The organism is Chitinophaga ginsengisoli (assembly GCF_003014595.1).
Taxonomy (GTDB): domain Bacteria; phylum Bacteroidota; class Bacteroidia; order Chitinophagales; family Chitinophagaceae; genus Chitinophaga; species Chitinophaga ginsengisoli.
Window position 1 is genome coordinate 164,393 of sequence record NZ_PYGK01000004.1, and the last position, 24,307, is coordinate 188,699.

General features: G+C 45.8%; 22 protein-coding genes. 12 read left to right on the plus strand and 10 right to left on the minus strand.

The annotated features are described in order from the left end of the window. The first annotated feature begins 423 nt into the window (after positions 1–423). The 4 genes from CLV42_RS11525 to CLV42_RS11540 all read left to right on the plus strand — a co-directional run bounded on the left by CLV42_RS11525 (position 424) and on the right by CLV42_RS11540 (position 4,941). Complete coding sequence (locus CLV42_RS11525; RefSeq protein WP_106602072.1) at positions 424–1,116, plus strand: cell division ATP-binding protein FtsE; 693 nt, start codon at positions 424–426, stop codon at positions 1,114–1,116. A gap of 99 nt (positions 1,117–1,215) precedes the next feature. Then, the gene (rpsO, locus tag CLV42_RS11530) at positions 1,216–1,488 is read left to right on the plus strand and encodes a 30S ribosomal protein S15 (protein ID WP_012794085.1); all 273 of its coding nucleotides are present in this window, start codon (positions 1,216–1,218) and stop codon (positions 1,486–1,488) included. An 86-nt stretch (positions 1,489–1,574) separates the two neighbouring features. Then, positions 1,575–3,950: a polyribonucleotide nucleotidyltransferase gene (locus CLV42_RS11535; RefSeq protein ID WP_106602073.1), complete on the plus strand. Its 2,376-nt coding sequence runs from the start codon at positions 1,575–1,577 to the stop codon at positions 3,948–3,950. Between the two features lie 178 nt (positions 3,951–4,128). Continuing rightward, positions 4,129–4,941 carry an NIPSNAP family protein gene (locus CLV42_RS11540; RefSeq protein ID WP_106602475.1) on the plus strand — a complete coding sequence of 271 codons (813 nt, stop codon included), beginning with the start codon at positions 4,129–4,131 and terminating at the stop codon, positions 4,939–4,941. Positions 4,942–5,040: 99 nt separating this feature from the next. Here the strand turns inward: CLV42_RS11540 and CLV42_RS11545 are convergent, their stop codons facing one another. Further along, the gene (locus CLV42_RS11545) at positions 5,041–5,628 is read right to left on the minus strand and encodes a hypothetical protein (protein ID WP_106602074.1); all 588 of its coding nucleotides are present in this window, start codon (positions 5,626–5,628) and stop codon (positions 5,041–5,043) included. Between the two features lie 161 nt (positions 5,629–5,789). Here CLV42_RS11545 and prmA point away from each other — a divergent pair, with 161 nt between their 5' ends. The 3 genes from prmA to CLV42_RS11560 all read left to right on the plus strand — a co-directional run bounded on the left by prmA (position 5,790) and on the right by CLV42_RS11560 (position 8,399). Then, on the plus strand, positions 5,790–6,611 hold the full coding sequence (prmA, locus tag CLV42_RS11550) for a 50S ribosomal protein L11 methyltransferase (RefSeq protein ID WP_106602075.1): 822 nt from the start codon (positions 5,790–5,792) through the stop codon (positions 6,609–6,611). Between the two features lie 130 nt (positions 6,612–6,741). Further along, positions 6,742–7,395, plus strand: coding sequence for a glycerol-3-phosphate 1-O-acyltransferase PlsY (gene plsY, locus CLV42_RS11555; RefSeq protein ID WP_089835016.1), 654 nt, complete (start codon positions 6,742–6,744; stop codon positions 7,393–7,395). A gap of 197 nt (positions 7,396–7,592) precedes the next feature. After that, complete coding sequence (locus CLV42_RS11560) at positions 7,593–8,399, plus strand: M48 family metallopeptidase (protein ID WP_106602076.1); 807 nt, start codon at positions 7,593–7,595, stop codon at positions 8,397–8,399. 75 nt (positions 8,400–8,474) lie between these two features. Here the strand turns inward: CLV42_RS11560 and CLV42_RS11565 are convergent, their stop codons facing one another. After that, a complete protein-coding gene (locus tag CLV42_RS11565; RefSeq protein ID WP_106602077.1) occupies positions 8,475–9,422 on the minus strand; it encodes a hydrogen peroxide-inducible genes activator in 948 nt (315 codons plus the stop codon). Between the two features lie 834 nt (positions 9,423–10,256). After that, the gene (locus CLV42_RS11575; protein WP_106602079.1) at positions 10,257–11,522 is read right to left on the minus strand and encodes a hypothetical protein; all 1,266 of its coding nucleotides are present in this window, start codon (positions 11,520–11,522) and stop codon (positions 10,257–10,259) included. 268 nt (positions 11,523–11,790) lie between these two features. Between CLV42_RS11575 and CLV42_RS11580 the strand changes: the two genes are divergently transcribed. The 3 genes from CLV42_RS11580 (at position 11,791) to CLV42_RS11590 (ending at position 14,246) form a co-directional block, all read left to right on the plus strand. Next, positions 11,791–12,531 carry a glycosyltransferase family 2 protein gene (locus tag CLV42_RS11580; protein WP_106602080.1) on the plus strand — a complete coding sequence of 247 codons (741 nt, stop codon included), beginning with the start codon at positions 11,791–11,793 and terminating at the stop codon, positions 12,529–12,531. A gap of 25 nt (positions 12,532–12,556) precedes the next feature. Then, entirely contained in the window at positions 12,557–13,348 is a 792-nt protein-coding gene (locus tag CLV42_RS11585) for an O-methyltransferase (RefSeq protein WP_106602081.1), read from the plus strand. A 91-nt stretch (positions 13,349–13,439) separates the two neighbouring features. Further along, complete coding sequence (locus CLV42_RS11590) at positions 13,440–14,246, plus strand: carboxylesterase family protein (RefSeq protein ID WP_106602476.1); 807 nt, start codon at positions 13,440–13,442, stop codon at positions 14,244–14,246. A gap of 131 nt (positions 14,247–14,377) precedes the next feature. On the opposite strand, the gene hemL is transcribed toward CLV42_RS11590, so the two are convergent. From hemL to hemA, 7 genes are read right to left on the minus strand one after another with little or no spacing between them, the layout of a single operon-like run. Further along, on the minus strand, positions 14,378–15,667 hold the full coding sequence (gene hemL, locus CLV42_RS11595) for a glutamate-1-semialdehyde 2,1-aminomutase (RefSeq protein WP_106602082.1): 1,290 nt from the start codon (positions 15,665–15,667) through the stop codon (positions 14,378–14,380). 45 nt (positions 15,668–15,712) lie between these two features. Further along, positions 15,713–16,678: a porphobilinogen synthase gene (gene hemB, locus CLV42_RS11600; protein WP_106602083.1), complete on the minus strand. Its 966-nt coding sequence runs from the start codon at positions 16,676–16,678 to the stop codon at positions 15,713–15,715. 21 nt (positions 16,679–16,699) lie between these two features. After that, positions 16,700–17,611, minus strand: a complete 912-nt coding sequence (gene hemF, locus CLV42_RS11605; RefSeq protein ID WP_106602084.1) for an oxygen-dependent coproporphyrinogen oxidase — start codon at positions 17,609–17,611, stop codon at positions 16,700–16,702. Positions 17,612–17,623: 12 nt separating this feature from the next. Further along, on the minus strand, positions 17,624–18,649 hold the full coding sequence (gene hemE / locus CLV42_RS11610) for a uroporphyrinogen decarboxylase (RefSeq protein WP_106602085.1): 1,026 nt from the start codon (positions 18,647–18,649) through the stop codon (positions 17,624–17,626). Positions 18,650–18,655: 6 nt separating this feature from the next. Next, the gene (locus tag CLV42_RS11615) at positions 18,656–19,465 is read right to left on the minus strand and encodes a uroporphyrinogen-III synthase (protein ID WP_106602086.1); all 810 of its coding nucleotides are present in this window, start codon (positions 19,463–19,465) and stop codon (positions 18,656–18,658) included. Beyond that, entirely contained in the window at positions 19,452–20,375 is a 924-nt protein-coding gene (gene hemC, locus CLV42_RS11620; RefSeq protein WP_106602087.1) for a hydroxymethylbilane synthase, read from the minus strand. Before hemC ends, CLV42_RS11615 begins: the two co-directional genes overlap by 14 nt. Positions 20,376–20,378: 3 nt before the next feature. Next, complete coding sequence (gene hemA, locus CLV42_RS11625; protein ID WP_245901623.1) at positions 20,379–21,671, minus strand: glutamyl-tRNA reductase; 1,293 nt, start codon at positions 21,669–21,671, stop codon at positions 20,379–20,381. Between the two features lie 204 nt (positions 21,672–21,875). Between hemA and hemH the strand changes: the two genes are divergently transcribed. Both hemH and hemG read left to right on the plus strand, forming a co-directional pair. Beyond that, complete coding sequence (gene hemH / locus CLV42_RS11630) at positions 21,876–22,907, plus strand: ferrochelatase (RefSeq protein ID WP_106602089.1); 1,032 nt, start codon at positions 21,876–21,878, stop codon at positions 22,905–22,907. 32 nt (positions 22,908–22,939) lie between these two features. Beyond that, positions 22,940–24,268 carry a protoporphyrinogen oxidase gene (gene hemG, locus CLV42_RS11635; protein WP_106602090.1) on the plus strand — a complete coding sequence of 443 codons (1,329 nt, stop codon included), beginning with the start codon at positions 22,940–22,942 and terminating at the stop codon, positions 24,266–24,268. Positions 24,269–24,307: the final 39 nt, after the last annotated feature.

The window sequence follows — 24,307 nt, forward strand, 5'->3', positions numbered from 1 at the left end:
GGATGAAATGTGCACATCCCCGTCGATCGACCCGTTAGGGGGCATATTGTTTGTAGCGCAGGGGTTTATCCCCGGGATTAAAACGCACCAGATCCCCGTCGATCGACCCCTTTAGGGGTCATATTGTTTGTAGCGCGGGTAATTTATTCCTGGGGAAAATGTATCCGGTACATATCCGATAGAGATTCAGTAGAGATTCGGTGGAGGCTATATCCTATAGGCCCATTACTATAGCATTATAGGCACTTCCTATAGCGATCGCTATAGAATAGTGCCTGTAATGTAGGACTAGAGAGCCTATAGGATATAGCCTCGACCGAACCTCTATGCTATCTCAAAGAAATTCCAGACCAGATCGACCGCGAGCGGATGGTTATGCCGATAAATAACTATTTTTGTTATTATAAAACCATACAGCGGAAAATGACAGAACAACCTATTATACAATTATCCAATGTGAATATCTACCAGGGAACTTCCCTGATCCTTGCTGACGTGAATATTACGGTGAACAAAGGAGAATTTGTATACCTGATTGGCAGGACGGGAACTGGTAAATCCAGCCTGTTGAAGACCCTTTATGGGGATCTGCGGTTGAAGGAAGGCGCCGGTCAGGTAGTAGGGTTTGACCTGAAGAAGATGGACTGGAAGAAGGTGCCTTACCTGCGTCGTAACCTGGGTGTGGTATTCCAGGATTTCCAGCTGCTGACAGACAGGACCGTATATGACAATCTGAAATTTGCCCTGAAGGCGACAGGCTGGACGGAGACTAAAAAAATGGACGAGAAGATCAAAGATGTGCTGGAGAAAGTGGGATTGGAAACCAAGGGGTTCAAGATGCCTTATGAGCTGAGTGGTGGCGAGCAGCAGCGTGTGGATATAGCCCGGGCAATGCTGAATTCCCCGAAACTGATCCTGGCGGACGAGCCTACGGGTAACCTGGACCCCGAGACCTCTGACGGTATTATGCAGTTATTGTTTAGGATCAGCCGCGAGGAAGGCGCCGCAATCGTGATGGCTACCCATGATTATATTTTACTGCAGAAGTTCCCGTCCAGGGTACTGAGAACTGAAAATGGCAAGGTGACAGATCACGCCAGTGTGACTTTTGTGTAAAATTTATGTGAAATTGTTAATTCACAATATTTGATTTACCTTTGCCCCGGAAAAATAGCGACTAAATAAACTTTATCATTTTTTTATTTAATTATCAAGATGTCTTACTTAACTGTTGAAAAGAAAGCCAATATTTTTAAAGAATTTGGTGGAAGCGAAAAAAATACCGGCTCTGTAGAAGCGCAAATAGCCCTGCTGACTGAGCGTATCAACAGCATCTCCAGTCACCTGAAAGAAAACAAAAAAGACTTTTCTACACACCGTGGTTTGATGAAAATGGTAGGCCAGAGAAAGCGTCTGCTTTCCTACCTGTCTAAAACCAACCTCACAGGCTACCGCGCTCTGCTTGAGAAATTAGGTCTCAGAAAGTAATAAGAACTTTTTTATAGCGCTATTCCCAACTTATAAGGTTGGGAATAGTTTTTTTTTAGGTATACCATTTTAATCTTCTCATTTTTATGAATCTGACACCTATCTCAGTTAATTTCGATATAGGAGATGGCCGGATCGTAACCATCGAAACCGGCAAGTTAGCCCGCCAGGCTGATGGTGCAGTAACGGTTCGTCTGGGCAATTGTATCCTGTTGGCTACCGTCGTTGCAGCTAAAACTCCAAAACCCGGACAATCTTTCTTTCCCCTTACAGTTGATTATCAGGAAAAATTTGCTTCTGCAGGACGTATACCAGGCTCCTTCTTTAAACGCGAAGGAAAGCTGTCTGACTACGAAGTTTTAGTTTCACGTTTGATCGACCGCGCTTTGCGCCCCCTTTTCCCGGATGATTATTTCTGCGAGGTACAGGTACTGGTGAGTCTCATCTCTTCCGATCCGGAAGTGATGCCGGATGCACTGGCTTGTCTGGCCGCTTCTGCTGCACTGGCCGTTTCTGACGTGCCCATCCAGGAAATTATTTCCGAAGTAAGAGTGTCCCGTATTGAGGGACAATTAGTTATAAATCCAAACCGCGCTTCTTTAGAGAAAGCTGACATGGACTTCATCATCGGTGCTACTGACAAGAACATCATGATGGTGGAAGGTGAGAGCAAGGAGTGCAGCGAGGAAGATATCATTAAGGCTATCGAAGTGGCCCACAATGCTATCAAGGTACAGGTAAAGGCACAGGAAGAACTGCGTGATAAAGCTGGTGTTACCGGCAAACGTGCGTTTGACCTGCCTTACGCAAACGAGGAACTGAAAGCGAAAGTAGCTGCTTTTGCAAAAGACCGTATTCTCGCCGTAGCAAAATCTGCTTCTGCGAAACACGACCGTAGTGATGCATTCGACAAGATCAGCGAAGAGCTGGTAGAATCTCTGGGAGAGCTGTCCGAAGAGGATGCTCCACTGGTAGGCAAATACTTCCACAGCCTGGAAAAGGAAGTGATACGTAACATGATCCTGGACGAATCCGTTCGTCTGGATGGCCGTAGCCTGGATCAGGTACGTCCGCTGAACATGGAAGTAGATATACTGCCTTCTCCGCACGGTTCTGCACTGTTCACCCGTGGAGAAACCCAATCCCTCACTACTGTGACCCTGGGTACTCCTGATGATGAGCTGCTGATCGAAAGCGCTGCTGTATCAAAATATTCAAAGTTCATACTGCACTATAACTTCCCTCCATTCTCTACAGGTGAGGTAAAACCTATGCGTGGCCCCGGCCGTCGTGAAGTAGGTCATGGTAACCTGGCGATGCGCTCCCTGAAGCAGATGATGCCAGGCAGCGAATACGCTTATACCGTGCGTGTAGTATCCGATATCCTCGAATCCAACGGTTCCTCTTCCATGGCTACCGTATGTGCCGGTTCACTGGCGCTGATGGATGCTGGTGTACCTCTGCCTAAACACGTTTCCGGTGTGGCAATGGGATTGATCTCCCGTGCTTCTGACGGAAAGTGGGCGGTACTCACAGACATCCTGGGAGACGAAGACCACCTGGGTGATATGGACTTTAAAGTAACCGGTACACGTGATGGTATCTGCGGTATCCAGATGGATATCAAAGTGGATGGCCTGAGCATGGACGTAATGCGTAAAGCCCTGGAACAGGCACGTAATGGCCGTCTGCATATCATTGATGCAATGTATGCATGTCTCGAAGCACCACGTCCTGAGCCGAAACCACATGCACCACGTATGGAAAAACTGATCATCGACCGCGAATTCATCGGTGCTGTGATCGGACCTGGTGGTAAAGTGATTCAGGAGATCCAACGCGAAACCGGTACTACCATCAACATTGAAGAAGTTGGTGAAACCGGTGAAGTAAGTATCTTCTCTGCACAGAAAGAAGGCCTGATGAAGGCACTCGAATGGATAAAAGGTATCGTTGCTGTTCCTGAGATCGGCGAAGTATACGAATCAACTGTGAAGTCAGTAATGCCTTACGGTGCATTCGTAGAATTCCTGCCTGGTAAACAGGGACTGTTACATATCTCTGAAGTTTCATGGAAACGCCTGGAAACAATGGACGGTGTACTGTCTGAAGGTGAAAAGGTGAAAGTGAAACTGGTAGGTACAGATCCTAAGACTGGTAAGTTCAAACTGAGCCGCCGTATACTGATGCCAAAACCAGAAGGTTATGTAGAAAGACCTGAAGGTAGCGAACGTGGCGACAGAGGTGATCGTGGAGATCGCGGTGACAGAGGCGACCGTGGTGGTCGTGGTGACAGAGGTGATCGTGGTGGACGCGGTGATTTCCGTGGAGATCGTGGCGACCGTGGTGGTGATCGCGGTGACCGTCGTGGCCCTCGTGATGGTGGTGACAGAGGCGAGCGTAATCGTCCTACACCTCCGCCTGATCAGCCGCAGGAGCCTATGTTTGATGAAGAATCATAATTCAGACAGATCATTCAGATCAATATACTTAGCAGCCGTCCTGTACTACAGGGCGGCTGTTTTATTTCAGGGCTATTTTATTTGTGAGAAAGCTGTCACCCGGTCTGACCGTTCCTACAAATTGTATCTTACTGCCGGATAATTCGTATTATATTTCATGACTAAAATTTCCACATCAGTGAAAACAAAACGCATTTCGTTAAACGTATATCATGGCCTTGCGCTGGGAATGCTCCTGTTCCTCTTGCCATGTCTGTTACAGGCCGCCCACCATGCTCCTCCGAAGAAAGAATTTTACAGCATCCTGATCTATCATCTGAAAGATGCTGAGCAGGAAACGCGCATGGACAACTATCTGAAAGACGCGCTGATACCTGCTTTGCACAAAGCCGGCGCTGCGCATGTGGGTGTATTTAAACCTGTTGGGAATGATACCACTGCAGACCGCAGAGTGTATGTTTTTATTCCCGGCAATTCTCCAGAACAGTTATTACAGTTGCCGGTAACATTATTGGAAAATACTGCTTATCAGACTGCGGCAAAAGATTTCATTGACGCTGCATGGGACAAGCCGACGTATACACGCCAGGAAACCATTATTCTGGAAGCATTTCCTGGTATGACTAAAATGGAACTGCCAGGGTTAAAAGGACCTAAGAGTGAACGCATATACGAATTGCGTAGTTATGAAAGTCCGACCGATAAATTATACCGCAATAAGGTAGATATGTTCAATAAGGGAGATGAGATCAGTATTTTCAAAAGACTGGATTTTAATGCAGTGTTCTATGCCAAGGTATTGAGCGGTAGCCATATGCCGAATCTGATGTACATGACCACTTTTGATAACCGTGCTTCCAGGGATGAACACTGGAAGGCCTTCAGTAGTGATGCACAATGGAAAACGCTGCTGGCAAAGCCAGAGTACAGTCATAATGTGTCTAAAGCAGAAATCATATTCCTGCAACCGGCGGAGTATTCAGAAATATAAATTGACGCTGCCATTGCAAACAGAAAAGGCCAGAGCAACGCTCTGGCCTTTTCTGTTGACTATCGACTATCTATCCGTTGGTGAATTTACTATTGTGATTTATCTGGCAGCGCCGCTTCCTGCGAACTGCTCTATGTAGTGATTACTTTCTCTGAAGATGATCTTACCGGAAGGTAACTTAAAGATCTTGAAAGGCTGACCCGCTATATCTTCCCAGAAAATAGTGTACTGAGGTACAGACTTTTGCGTGCTTTTGTCGATCACTTTGATACGTCCGTCTGTCAGCAGACTTGATAACATATCCTCAATGTAGGGGAGGAGAATGTTCTCGCCTTCTGTCCAGAACTGCACAAACTTATCAGTGCTGTATTCCAGGTTGGTATGTGTGGAGTCGCCCAGAAAAGCAAGTGCGCTGGTGAAGTGTGATTCAATTTCCTGCGCTGTTAGATGGCTGAACTGTACGTTATGAAAGGCTCTGTTATCGCTGTAGCAGGTCTTCTGTAATACGGTGTCCATTCCTTTCATGTAGTTTACCACATCTACACGATTGATAACGAGGATACTGGTGCCATTTTTGTAAACGATTGAATCTTTCATGGTATCATCCGGGTACAACTTGACGATGTCCTGGGACTTGCTGGCGAGGGCTGTTACCAGCAGCGTCACTGTTAAAAACAAGGTTCTCATAAAATATGGTTTTCAATTAAAGATATTGCAAATATAATAAAATAACTTTATGCATTTGTCAGTTGCCACATTAGTTATTAACATTACAATAACAGGTAGGGGTGCAGGTCTCACACGTATGCGTTACATACGATGCATTTAGTTTCTCTATATTTGCTGCTATGGCACATATAGCAATTACCCTGACCTGTACCGATGAAACGAAAGATATCTTGGTAGCAGTGTTGTCAGAAAAAGGTTTTGAGGGGTTTGAGGAACAACCCGGTAATGTTCTCGTTGCTTATATTCCTGAAGAGGATTTTAACGAAGAAGAAACGAATGAGCTGACGGCTGGTTTTGGTATGACGTATACACGCGAACGTATAGAACAGACAAACTGGAATGCGGTATGGGAGAGTAATTTTCAACCTGTACTTGTAGACAATTTCTGCGGCATCAGGGCTTCTTTTCATCCCCCTTTTGTTCCGGCTCCGCAGCATGAAATTCTGATCACTCCAAAGATGTCATTTGGCACAGGTCATCATGCTACTACTTATTCTGTTATCAAACTAATGGAGGGAATAGATTTTGTGGGAAAGAATGTGTTTGACTTTGGCACTGGTACTGGAATACTGGCTATTCTGGCATATAAAATGGGAGCGGCTGTGATAGATGCCATAGATATCGACACATGGTCTGTGGAAAACACGAAGGAGAACATTGTCAATAACAATGCATTACCGGTAAAGGTATGGCAGGCAGACAGTCTGAAGAGTATCCGGAGTAGTTATAATGTAGTGCTTGCGAATATCAATAGAAATATTTTACTTGAGTATATGGAAGATATGCGCCGTATACTCGTCAGGGATGGTATTTTACTGCTGAGCGGTATTTTAAAGGAGGATGAGACTGCGATCCTGGAAGCAGCCAGGAGAAATGCGCTGGTGTTGGAAACCCAACTGGAGAAAGATAATTGGCTGGCTATGAAATTATTAGCGAGATAGCTGTGGCCGCTCTAGATAAATTAGTTAATATTACACTGAAAACTATACAATTTTCGTGTTAACGAAATTCTTAATGTTTTCTTAATTTTAACGAACGAATTTACTATCTTAGCAAAACCTAACTTGTTGTATGACAGAATTATTGTTACTATTTTGTGCTTATCTGATTGGCTCCGTACCTACTGCGGTATGGGTAAGTAAAGGAGTTTTTGGTATGGATATCCGGGAGTATGGCAGCGGCAATGCCGGTGCTACCAACACTTTCCGCGTATTAGGACCAAAGGCAGGTTCCTTTGTGATGTTGGTGGATATGCTCAAAGGAGTAATGGCCGTGCGCCTGGCTTACCTGGTGGGTTATTATCAGAATCCTGAGCATCTGCAGGAAGTAACAACACAGCTGGTGAACTTCCAGATTGGTCTGGGACTTGCGGCTGTAATAGGTCACATTTTTCCTATCTGGGCAAATTTCCGTGGTGGTAAAGGTATTGCTACCCTGTTTGGCCTGGTGCTGGCCATCCAGCCACTGGTGGCTATCTGCTGTGTAGGCGTATTTCTGCTGAGCCTTTCACTGACCAGGTATGTATCGCTGAGCTCTATTTCTGCCAGTATCGCATTCCCTATCCTGATCCTCTATATCTTCAACGAGCCAGAAGTATTCTATCGCATATTTGCTATTGCTGTTGCACTGATGGTAGTACTAACTCATCAGAAGAACATCTTCCGTCTTATAAACGGTAATGAGAGCAAGGTACCCCTATTTAAAAACAGGAGGGACAAAAAATAATTTGCGCTGCTACCAGGTATGCCGTATCCATTCTGGCATATCTCTTGTACTGAATGATATTAATATTTAACTTTCCTCGGATTTTGATTGTTGCGTTATAGGGTGTTGATGCTTTATAGGGCAACGATTAAAGTTGTTTTAAACAACTGTAGTAGCACTTTCGGATGGGGTAATATCCATCAAAAACAAATTGTCAGATGCAAAAGAAACTCCTTCTTATCGGTACCGGCCTTGCGCTTATCACTGCTTGCGCCAAAGTACCTATCACTGGCCGTAGCCAGTTGAACCTGATTCCTGAAAGCACCATGCAATCTATGGCGCTGCAGGAATATCAGTCGTTCCTATCCCAGAATAAAACAGTAGCCGCTACAACCAGTAAGGATGCTGAAATGGTAAAAAGAGTGGGACAGCGTATTGCTTCTGCGGTTACCCGTTACATGACCGAGCATAATCTGGCTAGCGAGGTAGCTAATTACAAATGGGAATTTAACCTGGTAGATAGTAAAGAGGTGAACGCCTGGTGTATGCCGGGTGGTAAGGTAGTGGTGTATACCGGTTTATTGCCTGTAACACAGAATGAAACGGCACTTGCCTGTGTAATGGGACATGAAATTGCCCACGCTATTGCCCGTCATGGTAACGAGCGTATGAGTCAGCAGGTAGTGGCACAGGGTATCCAGGTAGCTGGTTCTGTAGCGCTCAACCGTAATCCGCAGGCACAGAATATCTTCCTGCAATCTTTCGGTGTAGGTGGTAACCTCGGTATGCTGGCATACTCCCGTAAGAATGAGCTGGAAGCGGATCACCTGGGTGTTATCTTCATGGCGATGGCCGGATATAATCCTCAGGAAGCGATTCCTTTCTGGCAGCGTATGGCGGCGTCCAGCGGTGGTAATAAGCCACCAGAGCTGGTGAGCACGCACCCAAGCGATGAGCGCCGTGTATCAGAACTGCAGAAGCTCATGCCTGAGGCAATGAAGTATTACACGCCTATCAAGAAATAATCAGATACCTGATAGCAAGAGAAAAAGCATCCGTTTGTAGCGGATGCTTTTTCTTTTATAACTCGTTTCATTGGACTATTTATCCACAGTGATTTCTACGACCTTTTTGTTCTTCTGAATTTTCATCTTCTCTGGTACATGTGCCAGTATTTCCTTCTTAAAAGCGGCAATTAAGGCCTGTTTAATAAAGAACCGGTGTGTTACTATGCTGATCTCCCTCACCGGCTCAGGGGCCTTGAAATAGCGCACCATATTCATTTGTCTGGCAGACATCTCCTGGAGAGACAGTTCCGGTAAAATAGTGAAGCCTGCATTCAGGTCTACCATTCTTTTCAACGTCTCTACACTGCCGGTGTTATATTCCAGATTCTTATATTCGCCCATTGTAAATTTATCGCGGCAGATGTTCAATACCTGGTTGCGCATGCAGTGACCTTCGTTCAATAGCCATACTTCGCGTACATCGACGTCTTCTGGTTTGATATATTTCTTTTCGAACAGGCTGTTGGTTTTTGCTGCGTATACTACAAAAGACTCGTAGAACAATGGTTGTTCATCCAGGTTGGGATTATGCAGTGGTGTTGCCAGCAGGCCGCAGTCCAGCTGTTCCTGCTTTAGCAGTTGTATAATCTGCTCTGTAGGATATTCCCAGATCTCCAGTTTCACTTTTGGATATTTTTTCATGAAACCTGTGAGGATGCGAGGCAGGAGATACGGCGCCAGCGTTGGAATAATGCCTACACGTAGATTGCCCTGTACTTCCTTTTTATGTTCTCCGATGATCTCTTTAATTTTCCCGTTTTCTTTGAGGATGATGCGGGATTGTGCTATGATCTCAACACCTATTTCCGTTGGGATTACAGGTAATTTACTCCTATCGAAGATTTTGACCCCCAGCTCGTCTTCCAGCTTTTGTATCTGCATGCTGAGCGTAGGTTGCGTGACGAAGCATTTTTCGGCTGCTATGACGAAGCTTCGGTAAGTGTCTACTGCAACGATGTATTCTAATTGAACAGTGGTCATGCGACAAAATTACGAATTAGAATGACGAAATATGTATGATCTGAGTCAGGAATTCCGGACTGGTTCAGATAACGGGTGTCAGTGTTTCTGTTTTGCGACTTCCGCTTATATGCTGAGGTGCTGCATGTTTGTCGTGGTAGTCGATACCGGGGTATTCAGACCAGTGATTTCCTCTGTGTTTATTGACTTCCGCTTATGTGCTGAGGTGCTGCATATAGTCGTGTTGGTCGATACCGCGGTTTTCAGGCTGGGATCACTGGCTGAGTTCTTTGAAGCTTTGTGCTATTAAGCATTTGGAATCGTGTGGGCTTTTGAATATGTATTAAACCCCTGTCAATCGTGTGGGCAGCTTCAAACAACTTAGGCCAGCGATTCCCACCTGAAACCGCTATAGTTTGTGACTTCCGCTTATAAATTGCGTGCTGTAATATCTGACTGAATGTATTGAGGATCATAACATAATGCACAGTTATTGCATACTGTTATTGTAATTATTATCAGTTTGTCAGCATCTACCTGACAAGCCGGACACGGTATATCACTGTGGATAGAGCGGAAGTAGCACCGGTTTCAGATGGGAATGGCGGGCCTTCGGCTCTCCGGTGACACGACCGGTGCTGCCCAATAGATATCCAATGCCCTATTCGCTTGACAATGCCAAATAGCATTCCAGAGAGGCGCCGACCGCCATCCCATACTGAAACCGAAGCTACTTAGCGTAAACAGAAAGAAATCATACCAAACTGTCAAATTCAACACTTATTCATCATAAAATAAAAAGGACGAACTACTAACGTAATCCGTCCTTTCTCATTTATGCAGTATTATAATCTGCTAGAATATTCTATATCTGTATTTGATCTTGTCTGTATTGTTATACAGTTCCCTGATATTGATAGAAGCCTGTATCTCTTTCACTGCCTCATCTTTCAGATTACGGAACTCAGCCTGCTTGGTATCAATGGTATTCTTATCAGCCAGGCCATTGTCCTGCGCAATCTTCAGAGAGCTGTTCACCTTACCATAGTAGGAATCCAACAGGGTAAAGTATTCATTGTACAGGTTCTCGAAACGTTTGGTCTGCAGTACCAGGTCTTCCAGCTGGTTGTTCACTTCTTTCAGGTTTGGATTCTCACGCAGCAGCGCTTCATAATCAACCTTCTTGCCCTTGGTGTATTTTGTTTCCAGGTCGTTGAAGAAGGTAACTACTTTGTCTCTCTTGAAGTCGAAGAAAAAGTCGTTCAGCGTCTCTCCGAGAGATTTGTTACCACGCTGTGGCAGCTGATATTTCAGGGCACTTGCAGTGAACATGAGGTGATCATACAGGTTATCCTGCAGGAGGTTCAGCTGATCTTTGTTGAAGTTCAAACCATATTCGAATTTCTGGTTTGCATCGTTCAATGCAGTATAGTATACAACGTATTTGTTCAGTTCTTTTTCGAATTCTTTCAGTGTATTCTGATTGATCTCTTTATTGTTCACGCTGATACTGTGCAGAAAGTTCATTACTGAGTTGGCAATAGCCAGCGGAGGTGTTAAAGAGGTGAAGCTCTGGAAGATAGGGCTGGCAATGATGGATTTGGTAGATTCAACGATCTTACTGTTCTTTTCGTTTTTGTCAGCCTTCCCTTTTAATACAACTTTCTCTACCAGCTCTACGATCCGGTCACTCAGGGAGAAGCCCAGCTCTTTACTTTCCGGGTTGTTCAGTGAGGTGATGAATACGTCGAGATTGTTGGTAGTAGTACGCGACTTCAGATCAATGATCTTTTTATTGAGGAGGTAATATGTTTCACTCGCAAATACGATGTTGTTACGGATCAGTTCATATTTGGTAATGTTATCAATTTCACGTCCCTGCAACAAGCCCTGGATAGCGTTGGAATTTTGTTTGTCGCTGTCGTTGATACGTTGCAGTTCTTCCATGATCCTGCGGATGGTAGTATCCTGTGTTCTTACCTGCGGCATTACCACATTCTTCAGTTCTGAATTCGGATCAGCCTTAGGTTGGTCAGTCGGCGGCTTAGGTTTTTCCGGTTCCTGTGCCAGCGCATAATGGAAACTTGAAAGTAAAATCAGTAGTAGTGTCAGATATCTCATAGAATTTAAATGCGTGATCTTGACTGATTTAAAAAATGCAAAACATTCACAAGAGGATACGTTCTTCCCACCAAGCCGACAGTCAGGATGTCCGCTTTCAGTTGCGACCTGTAATTGTTTTTGCATGCAAAATAGTTTACGTTCTTTAGCAACCCATGAAAATATGGTGCCAAAAAACGAGTTTACACAAAGATAACAATTTATAATAAGTTGAAATTGCCAGTCTTTCAACCACTTTATTACCTTAGTCGCAAATTTACCCACTTTCATGTTAAATAATAAAAAGATAGTGGTGGTACTACCAGCCTACAACGCCGCTTTAACGCTTGAAAAAACCTACAATGAAATTCCTTTTGACATTGTTGATGAAGTCGTGTTGGTAGACGACGCGAGTAAAGATGAGACGATTGCTGTCGGAAAGCAGCTGGGGATCAGGCACATTATCCGTCATGATAATAACAAAGGATATGGGGGAAACCAGAAGTCCTGTTATAATAAAGCGCTTGACCTGGGCGCAGATATCGTGATCATGTTACACCCTGATTATCAATATACTCCTAAGCTTATTGTGGCTATGAGCAGTATTATTGCGAACGATGTATATCCTGTAGTGTTTGGTTCCCGCATCCTTGGAAAGGGGGCCCTGATCGGAGGAATGCCGATTTACAAATACATTGCTAACCGTTTTCTGACCCTGGTGCAGAATCTGCTCCTTAATCAGAAACTCAGTGAATATCATACTGGTTACAGGGCATTTTCAGGAACTGTCTTGAAAAGCATTGACTTTATGGCCAATGACGATGACTTCATTTTTGATAATGAGATGGTTTCCCAGATTTTTATGAAGGGTTATGAAATAGGTGAAGTAACTTGCCCCACCAAATACTTTGAGGAAGCCTCAAGTATTAACTTTAAACGCAGCAGCATCTACGGTATGGGCGTACTACGGGTATCCCTGCAACACCGCCTGCATATGTGGGGATGGATCAAAGCGAAAATATATAACTGATAAATAACTGATTAAACTGTCTATTTTGGGCCTACAGTGGGAATTAGCTAAAAAATACCTGCATTATTATTTCACAGCGGGCAACCGGCATGATGTACATTCTCCCTTCGTATTCGACCTTGTGGAGAAAGTATTAAGAGATAAGAAAAAACCGGCGGTGTTCCGGGAAATCGAACAGGTGCGTAAGTCTTTATTGCACAGCGCGGAAACCCTGCAGGTCACTGACCTGGGAGCAGGATCCCTCACTAATGCAGGAAGGGAACGTAGGGTAAGTGATATTACCCGTCATGCGGCCAAACCTCCTAAATTTGGGCAGCTCTTCTATCGCCTGATACAGTACTTTCAACCGGAATATCTGTTGGAATTAGGTACCTCTATGGGAATGTCTACCGCTTATATGGCGAAGGCAGCGCCTTCTGCCACCGTGCATACCATTGAAGGATGTCCTAATATTGCAGCCCGCGCCGGCGCAAATTTCAAGGCTTTACAGCTACAGAATATCAAACAGCATGTGGGAAACTTTGATACGGTATTACCGGATCTACTGAAGGAATTGCCCCGGCTGGATTATGTGTATATCGATGGGAATCATCGTTCTGTACCCACGCTGGACTATTTTGAGCAGTGCCTGACCAAAGTACATAATGAGTCGCTGTTCATCTTTGACGATATTCACTGGACGCCTGATATGGAGGCCGCATGGCATATTATTCAGCAAAACCCAAGGGTGACTTTTACGGTAGATCTGTTTTTCATTGGGTTGGTATTTTTTCGTCCTGATATGAAGGTGAAACAACATTTTATACTGAAGTATTAAACGTCATTACTGTTTTAAATAAGAGCTTCCGGATAGACTAATGTTTTATCCGGAATTTTTATTTTTGTATATATCCAAACAACATTCCATTATGAAAATACGCCGGACCCTGGCTGTACTGCTAATAGTACAGTTTTTCTGTCTTTATGCAGCTGCGCAGACAAACCCTGATTTCAGCGCTTATAGTTATGAAACATTCATACATAACGGCGATACATTGCGTTACCGCATGTTAGAGCCGGCTGGGTATGATTCACAGAAGCCTTATCCTCTGATAGTATTCCTGCATGGTTCAGGTGAAAGAGGAGCTGACAATGCTGCCCAGTTGTTGCATGGCGGCAGCCTGTTCCTGAAAGATTCCCTGCGTCAGCGGTTCCCCACCTTTGTCATATTTCCGCAGTGTCCGCAGGATTCCATGTGGTCATCCATGAAAGTGACCAGGGATAGCACTGGAAAGGCCATTAAAAGGGAATTTTCAGACGGTACTGACAGGCAAGCCACGCCAGGACTGCTGGTGAAGCTGCTGGTAGACAGCCTGATAAAAATAGAGAAAGTGAACAGTAAGCAGGTATATCTCGGCGGATTATCCCTGGGAGGCATCGGTACCTACGACCTGCTGGCCCGTTACCCAAAGATGTGGGCAGCGGCATTCCCAATTTGTGGGATTGGGAATGTGAGCACTGCAGCGAAATTCGCAAAAGTGCCTTTATGGATCTTCCATGGAGGTGCGGATAATGTTGTACCTGTTTCCGGATCAAGAGATTATGTGGAGGCGCTGAAGAAACTAAAGGCAGATGTAAAATATTCTGAATATCCGGGTGTGGGGCATAACAGCTGGGATAACGCTTTTGCTGAACCCGATCTGTTGCCATGGCTCTTTTCTCATAAAAGGAAATAGGGTGTCGGAAACATACCTTTACTATACTTCTGACATGCCTTTGCCATGCTTTTGAGGTGGACTTAAAGGAAACTAAAAACGCCCCGGCACATGACCGGGGCGTTTTTCCACTCTGCACAGGATTTGAATTGTTAACTATGTATAGACTGTATGGCTGATTTTGCAGCCTCTACGGTCGCGTCAAGATCTTCTATTGTCAGCGCGGTACTGAGGAACCAGCTTTCAAATGCAGAAGGTGGCAGATAGATGCCGCGTTCCAGCATGGCATGAAAGAAATGTTTGAACAACTCATTGTTGGCACCCGAAGCAGCTTCAAAATTAATGATAGGATATTCTGCAAAGTGAACACTCATCATAGAGCCCAGATTGTTGACCTGATGAACAATCCCGGCCGCACTCAGTACAGATTGCAATCCACCGGTCAGATAAGCAGCTTTTTCCGCCAGTTGCCGGTAAATATCCGGATTGTCGTTCAACGTTTTAAGCAGCGTATAGCCAGCAATCATTGCAATCGGGTTACCACTCAATGTTCCTGCCTGATAAATTTTCCCGGCAGGGGCGATATGTTCCATGATCTCTTTACTTCCGGCGAAGGCGCCTACCGGCATACCTGCGCCAATAATCTTGCCAAAGGTAACCAAATCTGCTTTAATATCGAACAGTTCCTGTGCACCGCCGCGTGCTAATCTGAAACCTGTCATCACCTCGTCGAAGATCAGGAGGATATTATGCTGGTCGCAGAGATTGCGCAAGCCCTGTAAGAAGCCTTCCTGTGGCAGGATACAGCCCATATTTCCGGCAACTGGTTCAACGATGATAGCGGCTATCTGATCAGAATGTGCTGCAATCAACTTTTCCACAGCCGGTAAATTGTTGTAAGGAGCGGTAAGCGTATCTGCAGCGACGGTTTGCGTAACGCCGGGAACAGATTGTATGTCTAATGTGGCTACCCCACTACCTGCGCTTACCAGGAAAGAGTCTGCATGGCCATGGTAATTACCTTCAAATTTGATGAACTTATTACGACCGGTGTATCCTCTGGCCAGCCTCAGGGCTGACATACAGGCTTCCGTACCGGAATTCACCATACGTACCTGCTCAATGTTGGGCACCATGCTGATGATCAGCTCTGCGATGCTGATTTCCAGCTCGGTAGGCGCTCCGAAAGAGGTGGAGTAGGTGGCATATTCCTGGATAGCTTTCACTACCGGTTCATAGGCATGTCCCATGATCATCGGCCCCCATGAATTGATGTAATCTATATAGCGGTTGCCGTCCACATCATACATATAAGCGCCTTTCGCACTTTTCATGAATATGGGTGAGCCACCCACGCCTTTGAATGCGCGAACGGGTGAGTTTACACCGCCTGGAATGAGTTGTTTTGCTCTTTCAAATAATGATCTGCTTTGCGTGTACATGGTGGTAGTGATAAATATTTTTAACTGAAAAGCATCTGCTGTTGTTTACAATAATCGCACCGCATCTTTTGCAAAATAGGTAGCGATCAGGTCTGCGCCTGCTCGTTTGATACTGGTGAGCGCTTCAATAATGGCCTTTTCTTCGTTGAGCCAGCCCATTTTAGCTGCTGCCTTGATCATGGAATATTCCCCGCTTACATGATAAGCGCTTACTGGTACGTGTACATGATCTTTGATCTTCCGGATCACATCCAGGTAATACAATGCTGGTTTTACCATTACAATATCAGCTCCCTCTTCCACATCCATCAGGGTTTCTTTCAGGGCCTGATCGCTGTTGGCAAAGTCCAACTGGTAAGTCTTTTTATCGCCGAAGCCCGGAGCTGAATCCAGCGCATCGCGGAAAGGACCGTACAGACAGGACGCATATTTGGCGCTGTAGGACATAATCCCTACTTTATGAAAGCTATGCTGCTCCAGGATGGTGCGGATGGAAAGGATACGGCCGTCCATTTTATCGCTGGGCGCTACAAAGTCAGCGCCTGCTTCTGCATGGCTGAGGCTCATACGGGACAGTACTTCCACCGTAATATCATTTACGATCTCTCCATTCTCCACAATGCCATCATGGCCGTAAGAGGAGTAGGGGTCCAGCGCTACGTCAGTCATCACTACAATTTCCGGAACAGCATCTTTGATCGCTCTGATGGCACGTTGCATCAAACCGTTGGGATTCACTGCCTCGGTGCCCTTATTATCTTTCAGTTCATCAGCACATTTGATGAACAGTAATACACTTTTGATACCCATGCTCCATAGTTCTTTCACTTCTTTCACGGTGAGGTCCAGTGAATAGCGGAAATAGCCAGGCATGGAAATGATCTCTTCCTTCACATTTTCTCCTTCCACAATGAACAACGGTGCAATAAAGTCGCTCGGCGTCAGTACTGTTTCTGCTACCATCGCACGGATGGCGGGAGAAGTTCTCAATATCCTGTTTCTACGTATCATGATAAATGTGTTTTAATGTGTTCAGATAGCCCATTCTCTGGGCTTCAGGAATTCAACCAGTTCAGCTTCCCTGCTGCCCGGAGTCGGGTGATAATCATATTCCCAACGCGCGCGGGGCGGAAGGCTCATCAGGATCGATTCTGTACGTCCGTTGGTTTTCAGGCCGAACAGCGTACCCCTGTCATGGATCAGGTTAAACTCCACATAGCGTCCGCGCCTGTATTCCTGCCAGTCCTTTTGGGCCTCTGTATATGGAATGTCTTTGGTCTTCCTTACAATAGGCAGATAGGCTTCGAGGAAAGCTTCTCCATTGGCTTTAGCCAGATTGTACAACTGTTCAGCGCTCATTTTTTCACCAGGGCGCTGGTAATCGTAGAAAATGCCACCAATGCCGCGGGCTTCGTTGTTCCTGTGTTTATTGACAAAATATTCGTCACAATGTTTTTTAAACGCCGGATAAAGTTCCGTACCGAAAGGATCGCAGGCATTTTTGAATGTCTGATGGAAATGGATACCATCCTGCTCATCCAGATAGTAGGGGGTGAGATCTGCTCCGCCGCCAAACCAGGAGTCTTTCAGTGTACCATTATCATCGTACAGCTCAAAATAGCGGAAATTGGCATGTACGGTAGGCACAAAGGGATTCACCGGGTGGATCACGAGGGAGATGCCGCAGGCCATGAACTGGGCCTGGCTCACACCAAACTGTTTCGCCATCAGTTCCGGCAGTTCTCCGGATACGATAGAGGTGTTCACACCACCTTTTTCGAATACATTACCGTCGGCAATAACACGGGATTTACCACCGCCACCACCGGGACGTTCCCAGATATCTTCACGGAATTTTGCTTTACCGTCAATATCTTCCAGCGCCGTACAGATTTCATTCTGCAGGCGATGTATGAGGGAAATAAAGTTGTCTTTAATGTTCATGGCTGGTTTCCTTTAGAATTCCTTTACGGTCTCAATGAATGCTTTGGCGTGATCAACAGGCACATTTGGCAGGATACCATGACCGAGGTTTGCAATATAACGATGTTTACCAAAGCCGTTTAGCATTTCCTTTACTGCTTTTTTGATCTCAGGAATAGGCGCCAGTAGTTTGGCGGGATCAAAATTACCCTGCAGGGTCACGTTACTACCTGCAAATTGTCTTGCGCGGACGGGCTGGATACACCAGTCAATACCCAGGCAATTAGCACCGGTAGCGGCCATTTCTTCCAGCGCAAACCAGGCTCCTTTAGCAAATACGGTAACCGGGCAAACGTCTTTCAGCGCAGCTACGATCTGGCGCATATATTGGAGGGAGAGGAGCTCGAAGTCCTGGGGACTTAACAACCCGCCCCATGAGTCGAACAGTTGTATACAATCAGCACCTGCTTTCACCTGTTCTTTCAGGTAGGCGATGGTCGTATCTGTGATCATCTGCAACAGCTGATGGGCAACTTCCGGTTGCTGGTAGCAGAAAGCCTTGGCACTATCGAATGTTTTGGAGCCTTTACCCTGTACCATATAACAGAGCAGGGTCCATGGAGCGCCTGCGAAGCCGATCAGGGGAACGGCACCATCCAGTGTTTTCTTTGTTAATGCGAGCGCTTCAAAGACATAGTTGAGAGTGTCCTTCACATCAGGCACGCGGAGTTTCTTCAGATCATCCGCACCTTTTACCGGGTCAGGCAGTACAGGACCGATCTTTTCTATCAGTTGTACTTCCATGCCCATCGCCTGTGGCACTACGAGGATGTCAGAGAAGATGATGGCTGCGTCTACACCTACCTGGTGTACGGGCATCACGGTGATCTCAGTGGCCAGTTCGGGATTCATGCAGCGTTCAAAGAAGGAGTATTTCTCCCGCAGTTTGATATAGTCGGGCAGGTAACGGCCGGCCTGACGCATCATCCATACAGGGACACGTTCTGTTGTTTCTCCGCGTAAGGCTCTCAGTAAAAGGTCATTCTTTAAAGCGCTCATTCTTTGTCAGTTAATGTTGTTAAAGTAAGATATCGTTGATAGTACAAGCTGTTCCATGCTGGGACTTGTACTGGTAATGATCTTGTTGCCGGTATATTGCTGCAGGACCCTGGCCGTGGTTGGGCCGATCGAGAAGCAAACGGTATGTTGCGGCAGGCTGTTGACTGAAAAGAAACTCTCTACGGCACTGGGACTTAGAAAGAGGATCCCATCATATTCCTGCCCTGTTTCGGCAGGGGTTTCCGTTGTTTCATACACAATCAGTTCTTCCAGGGGGATATTGTGTTGCCGTAACAGGTCTGGCAGCTCATCCCTGCGTTTGTCGCCACAGAAGAATACCAGCGGACCTTTCTCTTCATTTTTGATGATTTCTTCTGCCAGTGAGGCCGCATTGGCTGCAGTACCGCTTATCGTGTGTCTGAATCCATCGCCGTGTTGTTTCAAAGCCTGTTGCGTCGCTCCTTCCAGGCAATATACCTTCCAGCCGGGAGAGAAGAATCCTCCCTGCTTATACGCTTCCACTTCATCATCTGTAACATTAGGAGGAAAAGCCATCCAGGAGCTGTAATAATATTTGCCTTCCGGATGCAGGTAATGATCGTGCAGTGCTTCCACTGCATTCACACTGGTAAAGATGACAGTTGCTTTTTCCTGAAACAGCTGGTGTATGCGTTGTTTCAGGCTATCTGTGACCAACGGTTGTATGCTGATGAATCTCTTTGCCTCAATATCGATATGTTGCTCCGCAGCTATTGTGATCAGTGCCTGATCGACCGCTTTTGTGCTTAATATGCGATATCTTTTATTTGATGGCATCCCTTATTTGTGCAACAATTTTATCGCCGCCCTGTGCGAGGATCTTTTCTGCGGCAATTTTACCAATATGGCCGGCATCCTGTAGGGGCGCCTGTTCTGTAATGGTGAACAGCTGCTGGCCATCCAGGCTGCACAGCTCTCCGCTGAAATGTAGTGTTTCATTGCTTACAGTCGCATAAGCGCTGATAGGAGTAGTACAGCCACCCATCAGAGTACGCAGGAAGTCGCGTTCTATACGGGTACAGAGGGCTGTAGCCAGATCGTTTAGGGGTGAGCATGCCTGCTGACAGAAATTATCATCTTCCCGGCATACGGCTACCACGGCGCCCTGTGCGGGGGCGGGCAGCATCCAGTCCAGTTCTATGGAGGTAGCAGGACGTATACCTATTCTTTCCAGTCCGGCGGCCGCGAAGATGGCGCCATCCCAGTTTTCAGCCGCCAGCTTTTGCAGGCGGGTGTTCACGTTACCACGCAGGTTATGCAGCTGGTGATGCGGATATTTACGCAGCCACTGTGCTTTACGTCTTACGCTGCTGGTCGCGATATTAGCGATATATGCAGGCTGGTCAAGAAAGGAGGTATCCTGTCTGTATACCAGCAGGTCCTTTACAGGACCTCTTTCCAGGACTGCGGCCTGTATAATATTGTTAGGTAATTGTGTCGGAACGTCTTTGAGTGAGTGAACGGCAATATCAATACGGCCGTTGAGGAGAGCGATGTCCAGGCTTTTGGTAAAAATACCCTGAACGCCTATTTCGTAAAGTGGAGTGACGAGGTCGATATCTCCCTCGCTTTTGATAGGTACCAGTGTAGTTGTATATCCCTGCGCATCCAGCAGGCCTTTTACCTTATTTGCCTGCCATAGTGCCAGCTGGCTTTCTCTTGTACCTATCCTTATTTCTCTGTTCATGAATTATTCCTGGTTAACGCCTGTCTCAAAGATATCATTGATCATGGCGATATATTGATCACTTTTATCTGTTTCCCGGCGTACTTTTCCAGCCATCAGGTTGATCATCTTCTGGATGATACGGGAAGATACTGCTTCAATATCTTCAAGATTGTACTGGTTGCCGTTCTTCTGTTGTTGTATTTCCTTTGTGTGTATCTCTGTCAGCTTATCTTTCACCGCTTTCAGTACTACAGCGTGTTTGCGCATTTTGTACCAGTAGAGGAACTCATTCATGTGTTCTTCAATAATGGCGAGTGCTTTGGGTACTTCCTGCAGACGCATCTGTAAGGTCTCATCCTGGATCCTGGACAGTTCATCCACATTCACCAGTTCAATATGCGACAGTTCTCTTACTTCGGACGCTACGTTGAAAGGGATAGACAGGTCGATGATCAGTTTAGGAGAGGACTGCTGAAAGTGAGCGGGTAAGATGTTTGGTTCCGGTGCATTGGAAGCTACCAGGATGATATCAGCCGCCTGTAATTCCTCTGCCAGCCGCTCATATGGCGCATAGCGGAGGCCGTGTTGCGCTGCGAAATCCTCTGCTACTGAGGTTGTACGGTTCACGAGTGTTACCTGGTTAACACCCAGATAATCCATCATGTTCTTGCAGGTGTTACGTCCTATTTTGCCGACGCCTACCAGCAGGATCTTTTTATTGAGGATGTCAGGTACTTTATGTTCCAGTAAACGTACGGCAGCAAAGGCTACTGATACGGTACCAGAGCTAAGTCCTGTTTCATTCTTGATGAGTTTAGATACTTGCAGGACACTGTTGACCAGTCTTTCCTGGAAACCGCCGAAGCATCCGTTCGCTTTAGCGAATTTAGTGGCGGTACGTATCTGGCCAATGATTTCATAATCACCAAGGATCTGTGAATCAAGCCCTGTTCCTACCTGGTATAGGTGTTTAATCGCATCTTCGCCGGATTTCACGTACGACAACTGACTGAACAGGTTGCAATCTCCTTCGGTTTCATGACACACGAGTTCTATCAGCTGTTGCGGATCATCGGCAAACCCGTAGATCTCAGTTCTGTTACAAGTTGAAAGTACAAATATATCATCCAGGTCCTGAGACTTTGCACTATCAATTAAGTGCTGGTATTGTACCTGGTTAATAGCAAACGATCCTCTTATAGCAGCATCTGTTTTCTTATAGTTGATACCAACGATATGAAAATGGGCTATATCTTTTGAATGACTACCCTGCATTTTGTTCTTATAAGCTTCCGGGTGCAAAAATACTTGCATAGACCGCAAGAAAGGGCAACAGGCTGTCATTAGTGTGTCATTTCTACACATGGTAACAAGGCTTGCAGAAAAATGATTTTTGTCAGTTTATACACTGACAGGTGTTATCTATCATCCAATAAGGAATAATTAATTTATTTCAACAATTGTATGACATTTGCAGCTTGGATAAGCTATTACATTTGCAACAATTTAAAGTAAAGGATGGAAGCGAAATCTGATAAAGGAATTATTCTGATGAACCTGGGTTCGCCGGATTCTACGGCTGTACCTGATGTTAAGCGGTATCTTAATGAATTTTTGATGGATAAACGGGTAATTGATTATCCGTATCTGTTCCGTTTATTATTGATAAAAGGGATCATCGTGCCTAAACGCGCGCCTAAATCGGCTGAAGCATACAAATCCATCTGGTGGGAAGAGGGTTCTCCTTTGATTGTGCTGACAAAACAATTACAAAACGCTGTGCAGCATGATCTGCAGATGCCGGTGGAAATTTCTATGCGTTACGGTAATCCGTCGCAGGAGACCGCCTATGACAACCTGTTAAAACAGAATCCTAACCTGAAAGAGGTGATCCTGCTGCCTTTGTATCCGCATTACGCTATGTCTTCCTATGAAACAGCGGTAGAACATGCCAAGGCGGTGCATAAAAAGAAAGGCTATACATTTAGTCTGTCCATCGTTCCTCCTTATTATAATGAACCTGATTATATCAATGCACTGGCGGAAAGCATGCGCCCTTATCTGGCACAGGAGTATGATCACCTGTTGTTCAGCTATCATGGTGTACCTGAAAGGCACATACGAAAAGGCGACATCACCGGAAAGCATTGTCTGCAGGTAGAAAATTGTTGTAAGGTGGATTCCCCTGCCCATAAGTTCTGTTATCGTCACCAGGTACATGTGACGTCAGAACTGGTAGCGGAGAAGCTCAATATACCAAGGGAGAAGTGGAGTGTGACCTTCCAGTCCCGTCTGGGAAGGGAGGAGTGGTTGAAACCATATACTGCCGCTACGTTGGAAGAATTGCCAAAGAAAGGTGTAAAGCGGCTGCTGGTAGCCTGTCCAGCGTTCGTTTCCGATTGTCTGGAAACGCTGGAAGAGATAGCAGTGGAAGGCAAGCATACTTTTATCAACAGCGGAGGCGACAGTTTTACGATGATCCCCTGTATGAACGTGCATCCTTTGTGGGTACAGGCTGTCGTGAAGTGGATGACGAGCCTGCAGTCCTGATCTGAGTTATTATTCTATAAATAGCCGTTACCATGAAAACGCAACCCGTTATCATTGCCGGAGCCGGTATCGCCGGTTTAAGCATTGCTTATGAATTACAGCAGAAAGGAATTCCTTACGAGATACTGGAAGCAGGATCTCACGCAGGTGGTATGATCAAATCATTACATGTGGATGGATATGAACTGGATGCCGGACCGAATTCTTTTGCTGCTTCACCGGAAGTAATGGCCTACATTGATCAACTCGGATTGCGGGACAAGGTGCTGGAAGCAACTTCCGCAAGTAAACACCGCTTCCTGGTCAGAAATAATCAGCTACACGCGGTATCTCCCCATCCGCTTAAAATACTGAAATCAAATTATATCAGTGGTGGCGCCAAATGGCGCTTGTTTACAGAAAGGTTCCGCAGCCCCCATCCGGCTGAAGGTGAAGAATCAGTGAGTTCTTTTGTGAACCGCCGTTTCGGACGTGAGATCAATGAGTATCTGTTTGAACCTATTTTGTCAGGTATCTATGCCGGTAATCCCGATCTTATGTCTATTGCAGAGGTATTACCGATGTTGCCGCAGTGGGAGAAGAAGTATGGCAGTGTGACCAAAGGGCTCATGAAGAATATGAAAGCGATGGGCGGCCGTAAGATCATTGCTTTTAAAGGTGGCAATGCGGTACTGACAGAAAAACTGTTATCCCTGCTGACAGGTAAGATAAGACTCAACTGTGCTATAACAGGCGTTACCCGTGGTGCATCAGACTATATCGTACAATACAACGAAAACGGCAGCACCGGTATGTTAAACACCGAACGTATCATCTTTGCGACTCCTGCTTACAGCACCGCCGTTGCTATACAAGGCCTGGATGCCTCCCTGGCATCACAGCTGCATGATATTCCTTATCCACGTATGGGTGTGTTACACCTGGGATTTGGTGCTGAAGCGAAGGAAAAAGCGCCAGCAGGTTTTGGTTTCCTCGTGCCGCATGCAGCAGGTAAACATTTTCTGGGAGCGATCTGTAATACGGCCGTGTTCCCGGCACGCGTACCGGAAGGGAAAACGCTGTTTACCGTTATGGTTGGTGGCGCCCGCCAGGAACAATTGTTTGACCAGCTGGGAGCAGAAAAATTGCAACAAACAATAGTGGAAGAACTGATGGAGCTATTAGGATTGCAGACACTACCCGAAATGCAGCGTTTCAGCCAATGGAATAAGGCTATACCGCAATTGAATGTGGGGCATGCACAGATAAGGCAGCAGATACGCTTTTTCGAGCAAAGATATCCTGGGATAAGACTGGCGGGGAATTATGTAACGGGCGTGGCTGTGCCGGCAATTATACAGGCAGCGAAGGGGTATAGTTAATTACAGAATAATGGATTTAGACAATGTCCATCATCCGAA

What these genes read in the sequence shown, in the direction of transcription:
- CLV42_RS11525 (WP_106602072.1), top strand. Translation starts at nt 424, where the DNA reads ATGACAGAACAACCTATTATACAATTATCCAATGTGAATATCTACCAG.
- rpsO (WP_012794085.1), top strand. Translation starts at nt 1,216, where the DNA reads ATGTCTTACTTAACTGTTGAAAAGAAAGCCAATATTTTTAAAGAATTT.
- CLV42_RS11535 (WP_106602073.1), top strand. Translation starts at nt 1,575, where the DNA reads ATGAATCTGACACCTATCTCAGTTAATTTCGATATAGGAGATGGCCGG.
- CLV42_RS11545 (WP_106602074.1), bottom strand. Translation starts at nt 5,628, where the DNA reads ATGAGAACCTTGTTTTTAACAGTGACGCTGCTGGTAACAGCCCTCGCC.
- prmA (WP_106602075.1), top strand. Translation starts at nt 5,790, where the DNA reads ATGGCACATATAGCAATTACCCTGACCTGTACCGATGAAACGAAAGAT.
- plsY (WP_089835016.1), top strand. Translation starts at nt 6,742, where the DNA reads ATGACAGAATTATTGTTACTATTTTGTGCTTATCTGATTGGCTCCGTA.
- CLV42_RS11560 (WP_106602076.1), top strand. Translation starts at nt 7,593, where the DNA reads ATGCAAAAGAAACTCCTTCTTATCGGTACCGGCCTTGCGCTTATCACT.
- CLV42_RS11565 (WP_106602077.1), bottom strand. Translation starts at nt 9,422, where the DNA reads ATGACCACTGTTCAATTAGAATACATCGTTGCAGTAGACACTTACCGA.
- CLV42_RS11575 (WP_106602079.1), bottom strand. Translation starts at nt 11,522, where the DNA reads ATGAGATATCTGACACTACTACTGATTTTACTTTCAAGTTTCCATTAT.
- CLV42_RS11580 (WP_106602080.1), top strand. Translation starts at nt 11,791, where the DNA reads ATGTTAAATAATAAAAAGATAGTGGTGGTACTACCAGCCTACAACGCC.
- CLV42_RS11590 (WP_106602476.1), top strand. Translation starts at nt 13,440, where the DNA reads ATGAAAATACGCCGGACCCTGGCTGTACTGCTAATAGTACAGTTTTTC.
- hemL (WP_106602082.1), bottom strand. Translation starts at nt 15,667, where the DNA reads ATGTACACGCAAAGCAGATCATTATTTGAAAGAGCAAAACAACTCATT.
- hemB (WP_106602083.1), bottom strand. Translation starts at nt 16,678, where the DNA reads ATGATACGTAGAAACAGGATATTGAGAACTTCTCCCGCCATCCGTGCG.
- hemF (WP_106602084.1), bottom strand. Translation starts at nt 17,611, where the DNA reads ATGAACATTAAAGACAACTTTATTTCCCTCATACATCGCCTGCAGAAT.
- hemE (WP_106602085.1), bottom strand. Translation starts at nt 18,649, where the DNA reads ATGAGCGCTTTAAAGAATGACCTTTTACTGAGAGCCTTACGCGGAGAA.
- CLV42_RS11615 (WP_106602086.1), bottom strand. Translation starts at nt 19,465, where the DNA reads ATGCCATCAAATAAAAGATATCGCATATTAAGCACAAAAGCGGTCGAT.
- hemC (WP_106602087.1), bottom strand. Translation starts at nt 20,375, where the DNA reads ATGAACAGAGAAATAAGGATAGGTACAAGAGAAAGCCAGCTGGCACTA.
- hemA (WP_245901623.1), bottom strand. Translation starts at nt 21,671, where the DNA reads ATGCAAGTATTTTTGCACCCGGAAGCTTATAAGAACAAAATGCAGGGT.
- hemH (WP_106602089.1), top strand. Translation starts at nt 21,876, where the DNA reads ATGGAAGCGAAATCTGATAAAGGAATTATTCTGATGAACCTGGGTTCG.
- hemG (WP_106602090.1), top strand. Translation starts at nt 22,940, where the DNA reads ATGAAAACGCAACCCGTTATCATTGCCGGAGCCGGTATCGCCGGTTTA.